At 49.3% G+C, this 19,085-nt stretch carries 21 protein-coding genes; 11 read left to right on the plus strand and 10 right to left on the minus strand.

The window, feature by feature from the left end; genetic code table 11:
- Window positions 1–63: 63 nt before the first annotated feature.
- Complete coding sequence (locus tag GJJ30_RS12475; RefSeq protein WP_154175480.1) at window positions 64–897, minus strand: hypothetical protein; 834 nt, start codon at window positions 895–897, stop codon at window positions 64–66.
- 38 nt (window positions 898–935) lie between these two features.
- On the minus strand, window positions 936–1,430 hold the full coding sequence (locus GJJ30_RS12480) for a low affinity iron permease family protein (RefSeq protein ID WP_154175481.1): 495 nt from the start codon (window positions 1,428–1,430) through the stop codon (window positions 936–938).
- 690 nt (window positions 1,431–2,120) lie between these two features.
- Between GJJ30_RS12480 and GJJ30_RS12485 the strand changes: the two genes are divergently transcribed.
- The 3 genes from GJJ30_RS12485 to GJJ30_RS12495 are packed head-to-tail and all read left to right on the plus strand — an operon-like array spanning window position 2,121 to window position 4,215.
- On the plus strand, window positions 2,121–2,906 hold the full coding sequence (locus GJJ30_RS12485; protein WP_154175482.1) for an SDR family oxidoreductase: 786 nt from the start codon (window positions 2,121–2,123) through the stop codon (window positions 2,904–2,906).
- Window positions 2,907–2,952: 46 nt separating this feature from the next.
- A complete protein-coding gene (locus tag GJJ30_RS12490) occupies window positions 2,953–3,297 on the plus strand; it encodes a hypothetical protein (RefSeq protein WP_154175483.1) in 345 nt (114 codons plus the stop codon).
- Between the two features lie 9 nt (window positions 3,298–3,306).
- Window positions 3,307–4,215: a helix-turn-helix domain-containing protein gene (locus GJJ30_RS12495; RefSeq protein WP_154175484.1), complete on the plus strand. Its 909-nt coding sequence runs from the start codon at window positions 3,307–3,309 to the stop codon at window positions 4,213–4,215.
- A gap of 121 nt (window positions 4,216–4,336) precedes the next feature.
- Here the strand turns inward: GJJ30_RS12495 and GJJ30_RS12500 are convergent, their stop codons facing one another.
- Entirely contained in the window at window positions 4,337–5,107 is a 771-nt protein-coding gene (locus GJJ30_RS12500) for an ABC transporter permease (protein WP_154175485.1), read from the minus strand.
- Complete coding sequence (locus GJJ30_RS12505) at window positions 5,104–6,030, minus strand: ABC transporter ATP-binding protein (protein ID WP_154175486.1); 927 nt, start codon at window positions 6,028–6,030, stop codon at window positions 5,104–5,106. The genes GJJ30_RS12500 and GJJ30_RS12505 overlap by 4 nt, the downstream gene beginning before the upstream one ends.
- 195 nt (window positions 6,031–6,225) lie before the next feature.
- Here GJJ30_RS12505 and GJJ30_RS12510 point away from each other — a divergent pair, with 195 nt between their 5' ends.
- The 3 genes from GJJ30_RS12510 (at window position 6,226) to GJJ30_RS12520 (ending at window position 8,260) form a co-directional block, all read left to right on the plus strand.
- The gene (locus GJJ30_RS12510; protein WP_154175487.1) at window positions 6,226–7,251 is read left to right on the plus strand and encodes a sensor histidine kinase; all 1,026 of its coding nucleotides are present in this window, start codon (window positions 6,226–6,228) and stop codon (window positions 7,249–7,251) included.
- A 7-nt stretch (window positions 7,252–7,258) separates the two neighbouring features.
- Complete coding sequence (locus GJJ30_RS12515; protein WP_154175488.1) at window positions 7,259–7,966, plus strand: LytR/AlgR family response regulator transcription factor; 708 nt, start codon at window positions 7,259–7,261, stop codon at window positions 7,964–7,966.
- Between the two features lie 69 nt (window positions 7,967–8,035).
- Complete coding sequence (locus tag GJJ30_RS12520) at window positions 8,036–8,260, plus strand: hypothetical protein (protein ID WP_154175489.1); 225 nt, start codon at window positions 8,036–8,038, stop codon at window positions 8,258–8,260.
- A gap of 54 nt (window positions 8,261–8,314) precedes the next feature.
- Here GJJ30_RS12520 and GJJ30_RS12525 read toward each other — a convergent pair whose 3' ends face one another.
- Together GJJ30_RS12525 and GJJ30_RS12530 are read right to left on the minus strand one after the other, a co-directional pair.
- Complete coding sequence (locus GJJ30_RS12525; protein ID WP_154175490.1) at window positions 8,315–9,088, minus strand: phosphatase PAP2 family protein; 774 nt, start codon at window positions 9,086–9,088, stop codon at window positions 8,315–8,317.
- A 95-nt stretch (window positions 9,089–9,183) separates the two neighbouring features.
- Window positions 9,184–9,597 carry an EamA family transporter gene (locus tag GJJ30_RS12530; protein ID WP_154175491.1) on the minus strand — a complete coding sequence of 138 codons (414 nt, stop codon included), beginning with the start codon at window positions 9,595–9,597 and terminating at the stop codon, window positions 9,184–9,186.
- Window positions 9,598–9,802: 205 nt separating this feature from the next.
- Here GJJ30_RS12530 and GJJ30_RS12535 point away from each other — a divergent pair, with 205 nt between their 5' ends.
- Window positions 9,803–10,000 (plus strand): hypothetical protein, encoded by a 198-nt coding sequence (locus GJJ30_RS12535; protein ID WP_154175492.1) that lies wholly within the window; start codon window positions 9,803–9,805, stop codon window positions 9,998–10,000.
- A gap of 326 nt (window positions 10,001–10,326) precedes the next feature.
- Window positions 10,327–10,737 carry a response regulator gene (locus tag GJJ30_RS12540; RefSeq protein WP_154175493.1) on the plus strand — a complete coding sequence of 137 codons (411 nt, stop codon included), beginning with the start codon at window positions 10,327–10,329 and terminating at the stop codon, window positions 10,735–10,737.
- 70 nt (window positions 10,738–10,807) lie between these two features.
- Here the strand turns inward: GJJ30_RS12540 and GJJ30_RS12545 are convergent, their stop codons facing one another.
- A complete protein-coding gene (locus GJJ30_RS12545; RefSeq protein WP_154175494.1) occupies window positions 10,808–12,922 on the minus strand; it encodes an outer membrane protein assembly factor BamB family protein in 2,115 nt (704 codons plus the stop codon).
- Between the two features lie 115 nt (window positions 12,923–13,037).
- On the opposite strand from GJJ30_RS12545, the gene GJJ30_RS12550 reads away from it, so the two are divergent.
- Complete coding sequence (locus tag GJJ30_RS12550) at window positions 13,038–14,414, plus strand: L-serine ammonia-lyase (RefSeq protein ID WP_154175495.1); 1,377 nt, start codon at window positions 13,038–13,040, stop codon at window positions 14,412–14,414.
- 354 nt (window positions 14,415–14,768) lie between these two features.
- Here GJJ30_RS12550 and GJJ30_RS12555 read toward each other — a convergent pair whose 3' ends face one another.
- Window positions 14,769–15,542: a hypothetical protein gene (locus GJJ30_RS12555; protein WP_154175496.1), complete on the minus strand. Its 774-nt coding sequence runs from the start codon at window positions 15,540–15,542 to the stop codon at window positions 14,769–14,771.
- 540 nt (window positions 15,543–16,082) lie between these two features.
- On the opposite strand from GJJ30_RS12555, the gene GJJ30_RS12560 reads away from it, so the two are divergent.
- Both GJJ30_RS12560 and GJJ30_RS12565 read left to right on the plus strand, forming a co-directional pair.
- Window positions 16,083–16,283, plus strand: coding sequence for a hypothetical protein (locus tag GJJ30_RS12560; protein WP_154175497.1), 201 nt, complete (start codon window positions 16,083–16,085; stop codon window positions 16,281–16,283).
- A gap of 23 nt (window positions 16,284–16,306) precedes the next feature.
- Window positions 16,307–17,389 (plus strand): AI-2E family transporter, encoded by a 1,083-nt coding sequence (locus tag GJJ30_RS12565; RefSeq protein ID WP_154175498.1) that lies wholly within the window; start codon window positions 16,307–16,309, stop codon window positions 17,387–17,389.
- A gap of 96 nt (window positions 17,390–17,485) precedes the next feature.
- Here GJJ30_RS12565 and GJJ30_RS12570 read toward each other — a convergent pair whose 3' ends face one another.
- Both GJJ30_RS12570 and GJJ30_RS12575 read right to left on the minus strand, forming a co-directional pair.
- Window positions 17,486–18,007, minus strand: a complete 522-nt coding sequence (locus GJJ30_RS12570) for a dihydrofolate reductase family protein (protein ID WP_154175499.1) — start codon at window positions 18,005–18,007, stop codon at window positions 17,486–17,488.
- A gap of 75 nt (window positions 18,008–18,082) precedes the next feature.
- Window positions 18,083–18,913, minus strand: a complete 831-nt coding sequence (locus GJJ30_RS12575) for a helix-turn-helix domain-containing protein (RefSeq protein ID WP_154175500.1) — start codon at window positions 18,911–18,913, stop codon at window positions 18,083–18,085.
- Between the last annotated feature and the right edge of the window lie 172 nt (window positions 18,914–19,085).

Genomic DNA, 19,085 nt, shown 5'->3' on the forward strand with positions numbered 1-19,085 from the left:
CAAATCCGGGTACTTATCGGGAATCGTTTTGTTGCCCGAATCAATCCAGCCTTAGAATATCCCTCAATTCAAATTCAACCCGATGGTAATGCCGAGCCAGGGGGTATCCTGATAAATCCATACTTTCCGGTTTTTATCCATCAGGTGGTCGTACCCGAATGCCAGGCCCAGGCTAACGGCCCGATAGCCAAAAATGGCGGCTACCCCGTAACTCAGACAGGCGCCTTCGTATTCATCCTGAAGTTGATTACCGGTTGAAAAGGGTCGTACGGTCGCGGCCGTGATCCCCAGTAAACCGCCCCCGCCGATGCTGAAGGAGCGAATGTCAGAACGCTGCTGGTGGTGGTAAAAAACGGAACGCTGAAAGCCCTGATCATACCGGAAACCCAGATAAACGGCCGCATTGGCCGAGGTAATTAGCTCGGGCGGATTACCCTGCTGGCTCAGCCGGTATTTGAAGGGAATGGTAACCAGGTCCGTATCGAAGGAGGTAAAATGATAGCGAAACCAGTCACTTTTCTTGTTGACCGGCGTCCTGCCAATCCGGGGATTGACGAAAAAGACAATCGTTGAATCCGATATGTCAATCGTTTCAGGTCGCCCGTCGTTTGCCGGTAAGGCCGCTTTAACCAACTCGACAAACAGGGTGTCCTGCTGCAGATATAGGGCCGCCGTGACTGGCCGGGTCAGTTGTTTGCTTTGTTTATGTTTTAATTGGTCGGAATAAAAAAGCGACTGGTTTTTATTCACCACAAACGTCTGGTTTAATTCCTGGATGCTCCGGCGCGTATGGTAGCTGCTGGTGCAGCCTGCGGTAAGCAGGCCCAATAGTCCGCCAAGCCCGATCAGATAAAAACCTGCCGATCGGATCGGAGCCTTGCTGGTGAGAATACCCATGATCAGAACGGTTTCAAACCCGGTTTAGACGGCGCCATTTACTTTGACTTTCGGTTGCCGGCCGGCTCCTTTTCCAGTTTCTTCTCGGTTTTTTCAATGGCTTCTTCCACGGAATGGGATTTCCGGAGATCGCTGGTTTTTTTGGTCAATTCGGCCATTGCGCAGTAGTGTTCGTATAAAATGGCCAATTCTTCCTCACTCAGATTTTCACTGGCGACCAGCCGGTTGCTGGCTCCTTTGGTGGCGGCAATCAGCTCGTTCAATTTCAGTTGCACCGATAGCGATTCTTTATTCTGAGCTTTCTGGATGACAAAAACCATTAAAAACGTTACAATGGTTGTCCCGGTATTGATAACCAGCTGCCAATCTTCGGAGTAGTGAAAAACCGGTCCTAAGATCGCCCAGATGATGACGGTGGCCAGTGCCAAAATAAAAGCCCAAGACGAACCGGTCGCTTTCGCAACGGCTAATGAAAAACGTTCAAAAAAAGGTTTTTTGGGGAGGTTGTTTGATGAATCGGTTTGCGTTTCCATATTGGCTATCCACGTGATTTAAATGAATCGGAAGTTGTCAATGTGGCCTTGTCCTCCTCCGGTTTTTCGGAAATAAAAAAGACGACAGGACGCCGTTGCGGTTGTTCTGTCGTCTTTCCATTAGTAGCGGGTTCGTTGTGCCGATTCATTGACTAACCTTTTCGGTTACTGATAGTTACAAAAAGAGCGACCCTGTGCTAACTAATTGAAACAATTCAGTCATTTGGGGCCATCTCTACCCGTTCAGGCAACTATCAGAACCGCGAAAGCGCGAGGTTGTTTATTAAATTTACCGTGCAACAGGTATTCGTCTTGACAGGAGCCCCTGACATGCGGCTTTGGTGAGCTTTTCATTGATTCTGCCCAATGCAACGCAAGGCAGAAAAACGCGTCACAGGTCAGTATTGATCGAAGTTGGTAAAATCGGTCAATGAAATTTCAGAAATTTATAGTTTAAATTAGTCGTCAGAAGCGGCATCACAGGTTGCCTGCCCGTCCTAACGTGAACTCGTAGACGTTTAATGGAAAAGCCAGTTTCCAGCTCGGCTTCCAGTTAAAAGAATTACGACAAACGATTAGCAATTGCTCGAAGCCCAATGCAACATTCCTTTTCCACTACAAGATTGCGACTTTTGGCTACAACCGTTTTTTGATTACTGCGGAACTTTGCATTAACAAAAAACGGATACAATGAATCTAACAAACAACACGGTTTTAGTGACGGGCGGAACGGGAGGTTTCGGATTTGAATTTGCGTCAAAACTAATCGATCTGGGAAATAAAGTCATTATCACCGGAAGAAACGCTCAGAAACTTGCGGAAGTAAAACAAAAACTTCCGCAAGTGCATATTTTGCAAAGCGATGTAAGTAAAGCAGAAGACATTGCTGCGCTGTATGAAAAAGTTATCCGGGAATTTCCGGACCTGAATATCATCATTAATAATGCGGGCGAAATGCGAAAAATCAGCTTACACCATCCGCACGACCTGGTCGATATTACCCGGGAAATTGAAATTAACCTAATGGGGCCCATCCGCATGGTGCAGCAGTTTTTGCCACATCTTAAAACCAAAACCAGCGCGGTTATCCTCAATGTTACATCGGGCATTGCCCTCATGCCATTCCCAATATCGCCAATCTATAGTGCAAGTAAGGCAGGGCTTCGTTCTTACACGCAGGCATTAAGGGTACAATTAAAAAAGACCAACATTAAAATAATTGAATTAGTCGCGCCGGGTTCTTCCACACCGCTGAACGATAAGTTTAAAAACGAAGACGGTTTTAGTGCCGATGCTTTGATGGCTCCTGAGAAAATTGTAGATGCCGCTATCAAGGGGATGCAGGAAGATAAGGAAGAAATTTATCCGGGGCTTGCCAAATTAATGCGGGTGTTGAGCCGGGTTGCACCACGGTTTATAATTTCGAAATCTGGCAAAATGGGGGCCTCATTTATGTACGGCGAACAGCCGGAGTAATCGTAAAAATTTACTTTTTATCACACTAATACGATCCCGTAAAAAAATGAAAATCGTCAGTATTATCCTCGCTTTAATTTCATCGTTCCTGAGCCTTAAACACGGTTGGGATGCCTTTCATCCTGCTAACGGTGAACAGGCGAAAATGATGGCCGACTTAGGTATTACCAAAACCATAATGCCGATTGTGGGCGTAGTTTCAGTTATAATTGGATTGATGGTGCTTTTTCCGCAAACATTTTTCATCGGTAACCTGCTCAATGCGATTGTTATCGTGTTGATAATGGCCTTATCGTTGCGGGCAGGAAACACAAAAATGGCATTACTGGAAATACCCTTTCTGGCATTACCGCTGCTATTGATTTGGTTGAAGTATCCATTTAAAAATTGAATAATCGCTATGGAAAACAAAAAACCGTTCAGAATAAAATCTATTGCGGAAATTCATCGGCTAATGAATCTCCCAAAACCGCAGCATCCGCTCATCGGTATTATCGATCTGAAGGGATTAAAAAACGATCCCAACATTCATTCCGTTATTTCGGAATTTTACGTAGTATCGTTAAAAAGGGGCTGCGATAAATTGTTTTACGGCCAGCAGAGATATGATTTCGATGAAGGTCTAATGGCTTTTATTTCGCCGGGGCAGGTTTTACGTGGAGAAGCAAACGGCGTACCCCACAACCTGGAAGGGTGGATGCTGTTTATTCATCCCGATTTTTTATGGAATACCACACTGGCAAAAAAAATCAAACAATACGAATACTTCGGTTATTCCACAAACGAAGCGCTGTTTCTTTCCGACAAAGAAGAAATCATTATTACCGGAATTATCGAACATATCAGGCAGGAATATCATACCAACATTGATAAATTTAGTCAGGATGTGATAATTGCCCAATTGGAACTTTTATTCACCTACGCCCAGCGGTTTTACGAGCGTCAGTTCATTACCCGGAAAATTACGAATAGTAAAATCATTAATCGGGTAGAAGACGCACTTACGAGCTATTTTAGTAATGAAGATTTGATTTCGGAAGGACTGCCCACCGTTCAATATATTGCTGATAGTCTCAATATCTCTACCAAATACTTAAGCAGTTTATTGAAACAGCTTACCGGGCAAACTACCCAGCAACTCATTCACGAAAAATTAATTGAAAAAGCGAAAGAAAAATTGTCAACCACCGAATTGTCGGTCAGTGAAATCGCCTATGCATTAGGCTTCGAGCATTCTCAATCGTTCAGTAAACTGTTTAAGGCAAAGACCAATCAAAGCCCCCTGGAATTCAGGTCTTCGTTTAATTAAATCAGGTTTGACAACCGCTGATCGACTTCGAAAAACCGCTGTTTAGCCGCCAAACGGAATGCGTCCATTCAAACTCATGCGGACGCTCGATGGGTGGGTACCGGTTTTTGCGCGGCCCATTTTACGCTACGTCTCTCCGATAAATGATCAGAAAACCGCCGATTGACGCCAGAAAAAAGGTCAGCAGGCCGATCCAGACGTAGGTAAACTGCCAGTCTTGAATTTGAATGGAACTGTTAAAGACCAAAACCGGCCACAGATACGGAGAAACCCGGCTTACGGACAGCGACCGCGAAATAGCGCCTAACATGGTCAGCATCAGCCCAACTCCCGCCGGAAGAATAAAACTGCCGAATCGAATACCGAGGAAGAATTGAATTGCCGCCATGCCCAAACCGCTCAGCAGACTGGCGAAACATCCTTCCGCAAGTACCCGGTGGAGCGAAGAGGACTGAAAACCGTAGTGCGGTTTCAGCATTCCCAGTAGCCAGCCACCGCCTTCAGCTAAACCCAATACCAGCACGTGGCTCAGGACAAGCAGTCCGGTAAACAGGGCCAGTTTGGCCGAATATACACTCCATTTGGGCATTGGAAGACTAAATAAGGTTTTCCAGGTCTGGGACTGGTGCTCGATCGCATGAACCAGGGCTGATTGCAGACTGGCGTAAATAGGGAACACAAACAAGGTCCATCCGATCAGAATGTGGCCGGAATACTCCAACCACGGATTCACGTTGGACCGGTAAAGTCGGTTGCCATCCAGATAGCTGGCCATGAAAGCCACGGTGACCACAAAAACCGGTGCCAGAATTGCCAGCCAAACCACCAGCGTCCCTTTGGCTTTTAGCCGTTCCTGCGCCAAACTGCGCGTAAAATAATCAAGTTGTCTCATCGGTTTTCGACGGTTTCCGGGTGACTTGTTAAGGTGAAAAAGAGATCTTCCAGCGTTTGCTGATGCATTTGCAGCGCGTAAATCGACATTCCCCGCTCCAGCAGCAGGTGGTTGATGGCAGCGATTTGCCGTCTGTCCGAAATGGAAACCACCAGTCGTTCGGCATCGCTTTCCTGTAGGTGATAACCGGCGTGTTGCAGGAGATTCGCTGCGGCCATGTTGTCATTTGTTTCGACGGAAAGCACAGGCGACTGGAGGTGTTGTAATTGGGCCATCGTTCCCTGAAAATGCAGATGGCCTTCGTTGAGAATCGCCAGGTGCGTGGCAATCTTTTCCATTTCGCCCAACAAATGGCTCGACACAAATACGGTTTTTCCGTGTTGCTGGCTTAGTTCAATCAGTAACTCTCGAATCTCCCGAATTCCGACGGGGTCCAGGCCATTAGTCGGCTCGTCCAGAATTAACAGGTCCGGATCGCCCAGGAGCGCCATTGCAATTCCCAACCGCTGCCGCATTCCCAGGGAGTATTCGCGGACCTTTTGATGCGCGTCGCCCGAAAGTTGCACCCGATCCAGCACCCGATCAATCTGCTTTTTATCGACCTGCCGGGCTAGCCGGATCACTTCCAGATTGTCGCGACCCGACAGGTGCGTATACAGGGCGGGCGACTCGATGAGGGCACCAAGGCGGTTTAAAATTTCCAGCCGGTGAGTCCGGCTATCTTTTCCAAATAACCGGATGGCATTTTGGGGACATCGAATCAATCCCAGCAATAAGCGGATGGTGGTGGTTTTTCCCGAACCGTTTGGCCCTAAAAAACCGAAGATGCTGCCGGCCGGTACCTGCAAGTTGAGGTCATGCAAAACCAGCCGGTTTCGGAATGCATGGCTGAGGTGATGGGTTTCGATGACTAAAGGTGCCATAGTGTTTCGTTTCCCAAATCAACCTGCCTCCAACGGAACCAAAAAATAAAACAGACGGAAAGGCATCCCAGCCCGTTGAAACCGGTACAGCGCGGGGCCTGAATTTTTGTCGGTAAAAAAGACCCTTCCGGAGCCGCCAGAAGCCTTTCTACGGGAAACGGCGGTTCGGGAAGGGTTCTTTCGTACCTTTCCCAGATGAAATCGAACCTGTCATGGACATTTCCTTTTCGGCCAACCCACGGGTTCGTGTGGTTGCATGGAACGGCCTGGGCACTGTACCTGGCTTTGATTGTGTACATGGCCGCTTCGAACGGAACGCCGGTTTTGCTGGCTCATCCCAGTATTCACCTGTTGGGCCAGCTTGTCATTTTTTACGCAAACTATTGCTGTTTTATTCCCCGGTTCCTGGGTCGCATGCACATTGCCCGGTTTTTACTTTTCAATCTGGGAAGTATATTTCTGCTGGAAATCACGACGATTCAGCTTTACCACACGTTTCGGACCTGGTATCTGGGGCCGTCGATCACCCCATTTCCGCTTACCTATTCGAACCAGCTGGTCCTACGGTTTTTCGAACTGGTGTTCTGTGTGATTTTAGCGGCCATTGTGCGGTTTACGGGGGATTGGTTCACGCATCAGCAAAGAGCGAAAGGCCTGGAAAACATGCAGTTGCGAACCGAACTGTCGTTTCTTAAATCGCAACTGAATCCGCACTTCCTGTTTAACTGCCTTAATTCACTTTACGCGCTTTCGCTGCGGCAAGCGCCCGAAACCTCGCAGGGGATTATGCATTTGTCGCAGCTCATGCGTTACATGCTTTACGAGACGAATGAGGAACGGATTGCGCTGAGCAAAGAAATGGAGATCATCCGCCGGTATCTGGATTTGCAAAAACTGCGGCTTCCCGCCCATTTTTCCGTTCAGTTTGATGTCAACGGACAGACCGAGCCAGTTCAGCTGGAGCCTTTGCTGTTATTGCCCATCATCGAGAACATTTTTAAACACGGCGATTCACCGGTTTTTATTGGCGTAGACATTTCGGAGCGGTTGGTCCGGCTGCGCACGACCAATCGAATCCGGAACCGAAAACCGGAAGGCGTCGGAGGAATCGGGCTGGCCAACCTGCGTCGGCGGCTGAACGTTTTGTATCCCAACCGCCACCAGTTGAAGCTGGAGGAAAAGGATGGGATTTTTTTTGCTACATTGGTACTAAATCTGTAGTTGAGTAATGATCCGATGTCTGGTGGTCGATGATGAACGGTTAGCGCTGGAGGTGATGGAAAACTACATCGAAAAGATCCCTTTCCTCCAACTGGTTCAACTGTGCAGCAGCCCCCTGCAGGCCTTGCAGGTACTGTCCCAAACGCCCGTCGATTTGTTGTTGGTGGACATTGAAATGCCGGAACTGACCGGCCTACAATTTCTGCGCACCCTGAAAGATCCGCCGTTTGTCATCCTGACGACTGCCTATCAGGAGTTTGCGCTCGAAGGGTTCGCTGTCAACGCCATTGATTATTTACTGAAACCCATTCCATTCGAGCGGTTTCTCTCCGCGATTCACAAGGTTCAGCAGCGCATGGGTGCGTCCACCAGAGAAGCGCCGTTGCCAGGTCCACCGGAGGTTGCTGTGTCCGAAAGCATTTTTATCAAAAGCGAATCCCGGACCGTTAGGGTCGATATTGCGGATATTCTTTTCGCCGAAAGTCGCAAAGATTACGTTCTGATTCACACGCAGGACAGGAAATGGATTACCCAGCTCACCCTGAGCCGGTTGGAAGAAAAATTGCCGCCCAGTCACTTTGTTCGCATTCATCGCTCGTTCATCGTCGCCATCCACAAAATGGACAGTATTGATCGAAACCGGGTTGAAATTGGCGGAAAGTACCTGCCCATCGGAGATTTTTACCGGGAAAATTTGCTGAAACGAATTGGCTAAGGGGTTTACCATTGGTTCAGAGACTATACGCTACTTGAAGCTTTCTGTTTTGAAGCCATTTTTGACAGTATGTTCAGTAAAAATCCGGAAGACACCCGCTACATGAATCAGTTTCTGAAGGCCGTCGATGAGTCGACCCAAAAGCGCAGGCCAACTATGGTCGACAAAGATCAACTTTTGGAACAGGTGAGGACAGAAGTTTTCCGGGCCATGCAGTCGGATCGAAGTCTTCAAACGCATTTGCTGGACTATTATCACCAGCACGCGGGCACGTTACCCTTCCGGATTTTGTAAGGTTTTAAAAACCCGCTGAAAGGTCATTTCTGGACTTTTACCGGTAAATTTCAACTAAAAAACGGAAGTCAGGCAAAAACCGCCCCAGTTGCCCTGATAAATGGGCATGAGGACGGTCTGTTTCCGGCGAATTACCAAATGTTTCAGCCAGGGATAAGCCAGGTAAACGGCTTCGGTGGAGGCAATTCCGATACCCGCTCCAAAGAGGACGTCGGCCAGCCAGTGGCGGTTTTTGATGATCCGAAAACCGCCCACGGTGGTCGCTGTTGCGTACCCGGCTATGGCATACCAGGGGCTGCGTCCGCCATACTCCTTGGCCAGCAGGGTTGCGCCCGTAAAAGCGGAGGAAGTATGACCCGACGGAAACGATTCGTGGCCATTTCCATCGGGCCGGGGATAGGCGACGGTATACTTGAGCGTATACGTAAGGCCCTGCGCCAGCCCGTTTGCCAGAACGGCCAGCGCCAGCTGATCGCCAAAACCGTGTTTCCCTTTGACTCCCGCAGCACCCAAACCCAACATGACAACGCTGGGGGTGAGTTGCAGGTAGTTATCGACCGGAGATCGGAAATCAGGAAATTGCCGGAGCACTTCGCCCCGAACCTGCCGACTCACCGAACCCTGAACCAGCAGCCCGGCCGTCAGTAGAGTGGCCGGAACAATGAACGCAGTCGGGCGGAAAACCGGTCGGTTGCTTTCTGCCGCGACCGGCCCCGGTGTTGATTGATTGACCGTGCGGGTTGTATCGACGGGCGCAGTCCGGGCCTGAAGCTGACTGCTGAAACTGAGGGAACCAATAAAAAACCAAAAAACGAGTTGTTGTTTCATTCTGTGCAAACCGGGTGACCAGTTGATGAATACCGGCTTATTGCGAAGTTCGTTGCCGATTTTGAAGAAATTTTGAAGGCCGGGCGTGGCCTGGATTACAGGATCAGAACGAGTGTTCCACTGATGATTAACAAAGCGCCCACTGCGGTTTTCAGTGTCAGGGGTTCACCCAGAAAAAGAATCGCCAGAATGATGGTCAGGGCAATGCTGAGTTTGTCGACCGGAGCCACCTGCGACACGGTGCCCAGTTGCAAGGCTTTAAAATAACACAGCCAAGATAAACCGGTCGTCAGTCCCGAAAGAATCAGAAACGTCCAGGTCGATCCTGACAGCAGGGGCAACTGTCGCCACGCGGCCCGGGCCAGAACGATGCTCCAGGATAACAGCAGAATGATCACTGTGCGGATGGCTGTTGCCAGATCCGAGTCAACGCCTTTGATCCCGATTTTGGCAAAAATGGCCGTTATGGCGGCAAAAAAAGCGGATAACAAAGCGAAAAGCCACCACATCGTTTCGGTCAGATTAAGCGTTCTACTCCTTCAACGAAATCCGGGCAAAAAAGTGAATGGTTAACGGCATTTTAGATTCGTACCGGTATTATCGCTTCAGAAAATCTTCAGGATCCCATCGCTTCCCGGGGTCAGCTAACTATTTTTAGATCGGTGATTCCATCGCTTTGCAACTTTCCCGCCATGGACCGGTCTTATCCCGATAGTGGATCAAAACGATGATACGAAACGAATCGACCAGGCACTGGTTGAGCAGGTGTTGCGAGGTGACACGAAGGTGTCTTTAGTTATTGGGGAAGAAACCGGTGGTGGATACGCTGGCAACTTGCTTCAGCAGCAGGATGTGGCATTGCAGTCTGCCGTTGACTGGGCCCGAATGCAGAAAACCCGGCAGGTAAAATAACCGGTGTGCTTAGTTATTCGACCGCCTGGGTTGCCAGAAAAGAAAAACCGCAGGTCTCGGCAAATTTTCAGTTTTGGTGGATAAAACCTTTTGTTTTCATATTAGAATAATGGGGTAGATACTTTCTTAAAAGTTTGTATTTTTTATTTAGAACGGATTGAAATAAGTTTGAACGAATAAGGTCATATAAAAATCGTATTAGCCAGTAAATCAGGGATTTTACTTTATTTTATCAGGGAATCATAGGATAAGAACAAATAAAATATTAATTTTCCAAAATATAAGTTTATCTATAGTCTACCTTCTATTAATAAGCTATTTTAGTAATGTCAACTTGTTTTGATTGTGTGTTTTTGGTTGATGATGATGAAGATGATCAATTTTTAATGCATAAAGCCTTTCAACAATTTAGTCCCGATTGCTGTATCAAAACCTTAATGAACGGAGAAGAGCTGCTCACGGCGTTGGAAACGGCCCGGGTTTTGCCTTCCCTGGTATTATTGGACATCAACATGCCGATCATGGATGGGTTGGAAGCTCTCAAAATAGTTCGCTCGAATACTCAATTTAACACCTTACCAATCGTCATCTGGACAACCTCCAGCCATGAGGTAGACAGAAACCGTGCCTTTGCTCTGGGCGCAAACGGATTTATCACCAAACCCGACACCATTCAGGAGTACAACCGGCTGGTTCTCGACCTGCGTAGAAACTGGCTCCTGGGTCACTGCGTCTAGACCGACTTCCTTACCAATGCATTTGAAACGGCGAATCCGGCAACTTTCCTGCCGGCATCGTGGTACCCTTCTATGGTAACGCGAAGGCCACGTAGCTATCGCCTTTTTTGGTGCCCAGTTTGGTGCCGCCACAGGCGATGACGATGTATTGTTTTCCGTTCACTTCGTAGGTGCTGGGCGTAGCGTAACCGGCCGCCGGAAGCTCCGTTTGCCACAAAACCGCCCCGGTTTTTTTGTCGATGACCCGAAACATCCCGTCCTTGCTGGCGGCAATGAACAACAGTCCGCTGGCCGTTACTACGGGGCCACCGTAACTTTCGGCGCCGGTTGGAGGAATGCCTTTGGCGGTCAGTTCTTTCAACTCACCGAACGGTTTTTGCCAGAGGTGTTCGCCGGTGTTGAGGTCGATGGCCGTGAGCGTTCCCCAGGGCGGCCGAATGCCCGGATAGCCTTTGTTGTCGAGAAATTTGGTGTACCCATTGAATTTATAGGGCACATACGTTTCTTTGGAACCCGGTTTTGGCGCACTGGCTTCCACTTTTTCATCGCCAAACAGAAATGCTGTCAGCGGCTGTTTTTCGATTTCGGTCAGGCGGGTGAAGCCGGGCATCATGCCTTTGCCACTGGTAATTAGTTTGCTGACAAAATCGCGGTCCCGCCGTTGCCCGATGTTAACAAGCGACGGATACCCGCTGGTCGGATTTCCCTTGCGGTCGGGGCGGTGACAAACCGCGCAGTTGAGCGTGTAAAGCCGTTCGCCGGGGCTGAGGTGCGCCAGTTCTTCTTCTTTCGGCGTGTCGCGCAAACTTAGTACCCACGCCATTTCGTTGGCATTCACGTACATAATGCCGTCGGGATCAACGGCCGCACCACCCCACTCCGCACCGCCGTCCAGCCCCGGATACACCAGCGTCGGCGTTTTGCCGAGCGGCTGATACGGTCCCACTTTAGATCGCCGGAACGTGGCCAGCAGCGAATCCCGGTTTTCGGCGTAGGGGTTCAGATCGGCTTCCGTGATGGTCTGACGAGCAAAAGGAGCGGGGCGGGTCGGAACGGGCTGCGTCGGCCAGGTCGGTTCGTCGGGCAGGGACGATTTGGGATACGGCGTCTCGCGAATCGGAAACAGCGGTTTTCCGGTTACCCGGTCGAAAACGAACACATGACCGGTTTTGGTCACCTGGGCTACGGCATCGACGAGTTTGCCGTGACTGCGGATCGTGACGAGGTTCGGGGGCGCGGGCAGGTCGCGGTCCCAGATGTCGTGGTGAACGAACTGATAATGCCAGATGCGCTTACCGGTTTTGGCGTCGAGCGCCAGCAGACAGTTGGCAAACAGGTTTTGGCCTTTGCGGTTTCCGCCGTAAAAATCGAAAGCGGCCGAGCCGGTCGGCACATAAACGATGCCCCGCTTGCGGTCGATCGACATCCCCGACCAGCTATTGGCCCCGCCGACGTTCTTGTTTTTGTAGGTATCCTTCGGCCAGGTGTCGTACCCAAATTCGCCGGGGTACGGAATGGTCCGGAACACCCAGGCAATTTTTCCGGTAACCACATCGAATGCCTGAATGTAACCCGGCGCGGCATCCGACGATTCCGAAAGCCGCAAGGGCATGATTATCAGGTTGCCAAACAAGGTGCCGGGCGTGTTTGAAATCGCAAATTTAGTGGCCGCCGTTGGCCCTAATCCGGCCTTCAGGCTCACTTTTCCGTTCGTTCCAAAACCGGGAATCAACACGCCCGTGCGGGCATCGACGGCGCAAAGCGAGGAGCCGGAAGCGAAAAGAATGCGTTTATCGTCGTTGTTACTCCAGTAGGTTACACCCCGGGTGGTGTTGACCCCGCCCCGGTTGCTTTCGGCATACCGCCATTTTTCCTTTCCCGTGGCCGCATCGAGCGCAAACACCTGACTGGAAGCCGTTACGCCGTATAGCGTTCCGTCGACAATGATCGCGTTGCACTGCACCTGCCCCGAATCTTTGGCGTGATATTCCCAGGCAATTTGTAACTTACTCACATTGGACGCGTTAATCTGGTCGAGTGGTGAATAGTGGTTTCGGTCGGGACCGCCGAGGTATTCCGGCCATTCGCGGGAACCGCCGGTTTGCTTTGGCGTATCAAAAGATTGTTGAGCTGCGATCAGTAAAGCCGCCAGCAGGAAGGCAGCGGGAAATACGAAACGTTTCATTCGGTCTAGGAAGTACTTATATTGGACTGATTTCTATGCGATGACAAAAAAGGCACCTCTTGCACGTATCCGGCCCGAAAATATACAACTTCATCAACATTCCTGACGATTATTCATGAATAATTCACCCATAACCACCTCCATTTTCGACCTGTTCAAGGTTGGACCCGGCCCGTCGAGTTCACACACGATTGGACCGATGAAGGCAGCTTTTGACTTTCTGGAGCGATTGCGTCAGCTTTCCGAATCAACACTGGACAACGCCGACTCCATTCAGATGTACCTATACGGTTCGCTGAGCGCAACGGGCAAGGGCCATGGCACCGACCGCGCCCTGGTGGCCGGGCTGCTGGGCTGGCAACCCGAATCGACCGATCCGGCGGCTTTGCTGGCCTTGCTGAAAGATCCGGCCGTGACGTATCCGGTGCAGGTGGGCGAACGGAGGTTTCAACTGGGCGGGGAGCATATTCATTTCGAGCGCAAAAAGTACGATTCGCCCTACGCCAATACCGTAGTTTTCAGATTGGTTGGCGGGAATAGTACGGTTTTCGAAGAAGAATATTATTCGATCGGGGGCGGTTTTATTCTGCGAAAAGGAGAGGAGACGGCCGATCAAGCGAACCGTTTAGTACCGTATCCGTACCAGACCATGAAAGAGTTGAAGGAGCAACTGAAAACGCATAACCTGACGCTGGAAGAACTCATGCTGGCGAACGAAATCGCTTTGTCGGGTCGGTCGGCGAAGGAAATCAATAACCGCATCGACCTGATTCTGGATTTTATGCACAAGGCCGTCCGGCGCGGGTTGCGGCATACGGGAACCTTGCCGGGATCGATCAAACTGCGCCGGAAAGCGCCTTTGTTATTTCAGCAGGCGCGGGGACTGGCGCAATCGTCGGACAGTTTTCTGATCTTTCTGAATTCGTATTGTCTGGCAGCCTCGGAGGAAAATGCCGCCGGGGGCATCGTTGTCACGGCACCGACATCGGGCGCTTCTGGCGTCATTCCTGGCCTGACGTACCTGGCCAAACACCACTTTCATTATGACAAAGTGACCCTACGGGCGGGCATGTGGGCAGCAGCGGCCATCGGCTTTCTGGTGAAACATAACGCCAGTATTTCGGGAGCCGAAATGGGTTGCATGGGCGAAATCGGTACGGCCTCGGCGATGGGCGCAGCTTTCCTGACCTATTGCGCGGGGAAACCGATCGAAGCCGTGGAAGCGGCCGCCGAAATTGGCATCGAGCACCACCTCGGCATGACCTGCGACCCGATCGGCGGTTACGTTCAGATTCCGTGCATCGAGCGCAACGCAATGGGGGCGGTGAAGGCTTACAACGCGTTTTTGCTGGCAACGGCCGGAACACCCGCCAACCAGAAAATTTCGCTGGATGCCGTGATCAAAGTCATGAAAGCAACCGGGCGCGATATGTCCACCAAATACAAGGAAACCTCGGAGGCCGGACTAGCGCTGAGTGCGACGGAGTGCTAAAAGCAAGATGCTTAACAGTCCGAAGGACTTGCCTACTGATAAGACCGGATGCAATCCGGAGCCTGACCCAAACCCACATACAATCCCAACGGGGTTGATTTGATACCTAACCTCTTCTGCCAGCCCCGGATTTCATCCGGGGTTATCCGTGGTTAAGCCTTTCAGGCTTGCGGCAGATTGACGGGACCATGGGCTGTCACGGTTTTGAACCCTGCGGGAAATTTTGCCCGGCAAGTGGGCATGTGCGTATTCCACGACTGGAAGAGACTAAAGTGCGGATTTGCAGGGAAATTAGGAACAGGGGTAAACCGGGAACGATTTACCCCTGTTGAAAATCACGAGACTCCCTTGGAATCACTGGCAGGTAAAAGTATACAAGTAATCATCCAGCTGGTAAGGAGAACGGGAGGAATCGGTTACAAAGATTGAAATACGGCGTTTGACCTGTCCTTTTTCGTCGAAAAGATAGCTAAACGCCAGCGTCCGGCTTGAGATGGAAGGGAACTCCGTAATTGTCATTTTGGTGGGCAAATTGCGACTCTTTTTACCGGTAAACGTCGATTCGTCAGGTAGATTTGGCTTGCTTAAATCGTATTCGTAAACCGTAACGGATTTGGGAGTAGCACTTGAATTATTGAATAATTCTTCCTTCACCAAATTCCCGCCCACGTACGTGTATTTTCGTAACTCCCCGCTGGTTTCGGTTTGGATTAAATAACCCTCTGAATTATAAACATAACCCGGACGAACCTGATATCCCTGCTCATTGCGGGGAAAAGTGGTTTCTGTTTTATCCCAATTAATTACCTTGAACACTTCGGGTAGGTATTGATAAGTTTCTGCAATTGCGGATCTGGAAGCAAATCCAGTTACTTTTATAACCCGGCCCTCTTCATCAAATGAGTAGTCTCTATTACTGACATACTCAAATTTGGTTTGATTTCCATCCATTTCGAGGATTTCGTCATAAGAACCGTACGGTAAATCGGTGCTTTTGGTTGTAACCGAAAATGTGCTGATCCGGCATTTTTCAGTCTCTGGTCGAAGGTGATCCTGCACCGAACAGGCGCTAAGAGCGAGCGAGAAAGCGGTTACTAATAAGGCTGATGGTGTGAAAGGTAATTTCATGGATTATTAAGTTTACTAATCTGAAATGAACAGAAAGGACTATTGGTATAATCGGGAGTCCAAGTTTGGATAAAGGGTTGTCAGGATAAGAAAAAAAAGTCGAAGCGGGCTGTTTAAAGAAGTCAGGAAGTAACTGTAAGATCGGACCGGCGGGAGATCTCCCGAAAGATGCGGCAAGGGTTGAAAGACTTAAAAAACAAAACCCGGCTAAAAACCGGGCCTGTCCTACTACCATCTCTATTAATTGAGGTTTCTTAAGCCTCCATTCTGTTTAGTCTCCTTTTTTCCGCCAGACGTTGCATGTATTTCAAAAAAAGCGTTGAAATAAGCAAAAGCGTAGAAAATATGAGCCAAAAGCCCGAAGTTCTGGTTAGCGATTTTAACGTCGAATTAATCTCAGTTTTCCATTGCCGGCTTCCGGCATTCTGCACCGAAAAAGCCGGGTTCGACAACCGAAAACCCCGACTTGGCAACCTTGTTATTCTTTCCTTTGGTGACCGGGCAACCTTTGTAGACTGCTAATGCAACGCAGGCTATGCCATGAAAACCAAGCACTTTACCCCCAATCAAGTTGAACAACAACGGCGTGAAAAGCGAAGCGAACTACGCAAGCCCGACCGGTTTTTAGACGAAACGGCTCTGCGGATTTCCACGGAGCCGTTTGCGTTCACAAGCGTTCTCGAAAAAGGCACCGGTTTCCAATTTGCCAAAACAAAAGTTGTAACATCGGGTGTTAAATAGATAGATTCATTTTTAAACGTGCTATGGCCACTATCTACACTCCCAAACAGCAACGCGTTCTATTAATTGTCAGTCTGATTGTCATTGCCGGTTTTATTCTGGTTGGGTTGCGTCAATATACCATAGCCCTGCTGGGGTCCGGAATTATTTACGTCATTTTTCGTCCGTGGTTCACCAATCTGGTGCACAAGCGGAAATGGAACCGGCTGTTCGTCAGCATTTTACTAATCTTGTTTTCGGTTTTGGTGATCATCATGCCTTTTCTGGCTCTCAGTTTATTGTTGATCAACCGGATTCAGTATTATAGTCAGCACACGGAACAGATTCTTCAATTAATCGAAAAGCTTGAAAAAGCGACCGGTATTCAGCTGACCAACCAGGCCAACATCAAAAATCTGGTGCAGCAAAGTGCCGGTTTTGCCAGCCGCCAGTTTCCGTCCATCCTGAGTGGAACGCTGGATGTGGTAATTTCGCTGGGGTTGCTGTACGTCGGTCTGTATTTCATTTTTATGGACGAGGAAAAGTTTTTGAAAGGATTACGGAAATACCTGCCGTTCGAAAACGATACGCTGAATGAACTGGGCGAAGACCTGAAAAACATGGTGAATGCCAACGTGTTAGGCCAGGCCCTGGTGTCGCTGGTTCAGTCGGTGCTGACCGGTTTGACCCTCTGGATTTTTGGCGTTCCGGATGCGGCATTCTGGGGTACGGTGGCTTTCTTTTTTGCGTTTATCCCCATTCTGGGAACCCCGCTGGTGTGGGGACCTGCTGGTATTCTGTTGATTTCGCAGGGAAATACCGGCAACGGAATCGGCATCCTGGTGGTTGGCGTGGTGGTAATTATCAACATCGACAACCTGCTTCGGGTCATGCTGGCCCGGCGGATGGGCGATGTGCACCCGTTTGTTACCCTGACGGGAATCGTGCTGGGCGTACCGGTTTTTGGTATTTTGGGATTGGTCATCGGCCCGCTGCTGCTGGCCTATTTTATGGTGCTGTTTAAGGTTTTTGAGCGCCAGAATCGCAGGTTGCAACTGGAAGGCGTCAAACAGGAAGATGTCGTTGAAGAAAAAGCCGAACGGTCGGTGAAAGGCAGGTTAAAATAATCAATGTAAACTGATGAATGTCCAATGTAAAAGTAAAAAGCCATATTCAGGACATTCACTTTTACATTGAACATTCATCAGTTAATATTTATCATTCTATAATTTCCCTTTTTTTACATAATGCAGTTCCACCAAACCGCATTCGTATCCTTTGGTTTCGACAAACTGCCAGACATCCGGTTTTTGCGTTGGCTGAAACATCGGGATTCCTTGGCCCAAAATAATCGGATGAACAAAAATCTGGAGTTCGTCAATCAGGTCGGCTTCAAGTAGAATGGCGTTGATCTGGCCCCCGCCAACCAGAAAGATATCTTTCCCTTCCTGCTGTTTTAATTGTCTGACAAATTCCGCAACATCTTCCGAAATAAACTGCACGTACGGTGCTTCCGCAGCATCAGAATTTCGGGTGAAGACGTAATTGGTTTGATTTTTATACGGAAAATCGTCAAAACCGGCAATCAATTTATACGTTTCGTTACCCATCAGCGTCGCATCGATGGTTTCCATAAACGCATTGTACCCAAATTCTCCTTCCGTAAATAACCAGTCAATTTCACCGTTCGGCCCGGCAATATATGCATCTATACTGGTGGCGATGTACAATTTTACCTTTCTCATTAGCAGTTTGTTTTCGACAAAAGTAGCGGCTGATGTGAACGGAAAATTGTATAAAAATTACCCGGTTTACATTTTTCATTCATTTGAATTCAAATAACACGGCGTTGCCGGATCAACCTTGCCGGCCAGCACCTGTTTCCGGTATTCGCCTGGGGTCAGGTGCGCCAATGATTTGAAAAGGTGATTCAGATGAGCCTGATCGAAAAACCGGTGATTGTGCGCCAGTTCAGTGAGGGATTGCTGCGGATTTCGGGCCAGATCGGATACCACATCGTTGAGCAACCGCAGATGCAAAAACCGCCCCGGCGATACGCCAATGTGTTTCTTAAAAGCCACCGTGAGCGACTTGACGCTGATTCGCAGTTCTTGGGCTAAATTCCGGATCATGCCGTCGTGCCAGACGCTGTGTTGTAAACAGTTGGCTGCGTAAATCAGGTAAGCCGGAATATCCTTGTCTGACAAATGGGTTGTCAGAAACGCTTCGATCAACTTGATCTTCGCATGACCGTCCTTGGATTCGCGCAAACGATCGTTGAGCGTTTTCATCGATTGGCGAAAAACCGTCGTTCCCGAAACGAGCTGGTTGGTCAATTCCGAGGCCGGAATGCCCGTCAGCGATTGCAGGGCCCAGGGTTTCAAAAACACCCCAAAGGTTTCGTGCCGACCCGAAGTGGCGGCCCGCTGCGGGCGGGTAAACAACCCGCTGATCCAGTTTTCTTCGTCCTGAATAATGGGAACGTTGGTCGGGTCGCTGACCGAAAAATGATCCGAAAAATTGAACATCAGCTCGTATTGCAAAACCGGCAGGCAAACGTCCTGCTGCTCAAGCTGATCCGCTGAAAAGTGCCAGAGCTTATCCACAAACAGACGGAGCGACTCGGGTGGGTTTCGGACAATGACATTCATGGATCTTTCTGCGATTCCTAGCGATTAACGCGCGGGATTCGGCTTAAGTTTCGATCAGTACCCTTCGAAAAAAGAGCAATAAAAAAATAATTTAAAAAAGTGATCCGGAAACCGTTACTTTTTGTGACCTTTTGCGTCTAAACAGACCGAAAAATGGCTCAGTGGAAAATAA

This window comes from Larkinella terrae (genome assembly GCF_009668025.1).
Taxonomy (GTDB): Bacteria; Bacteroidota; Bacteroidia; order Cytophagales; family Spirosomataceae; genus Larkinella; species Larkinella terrae.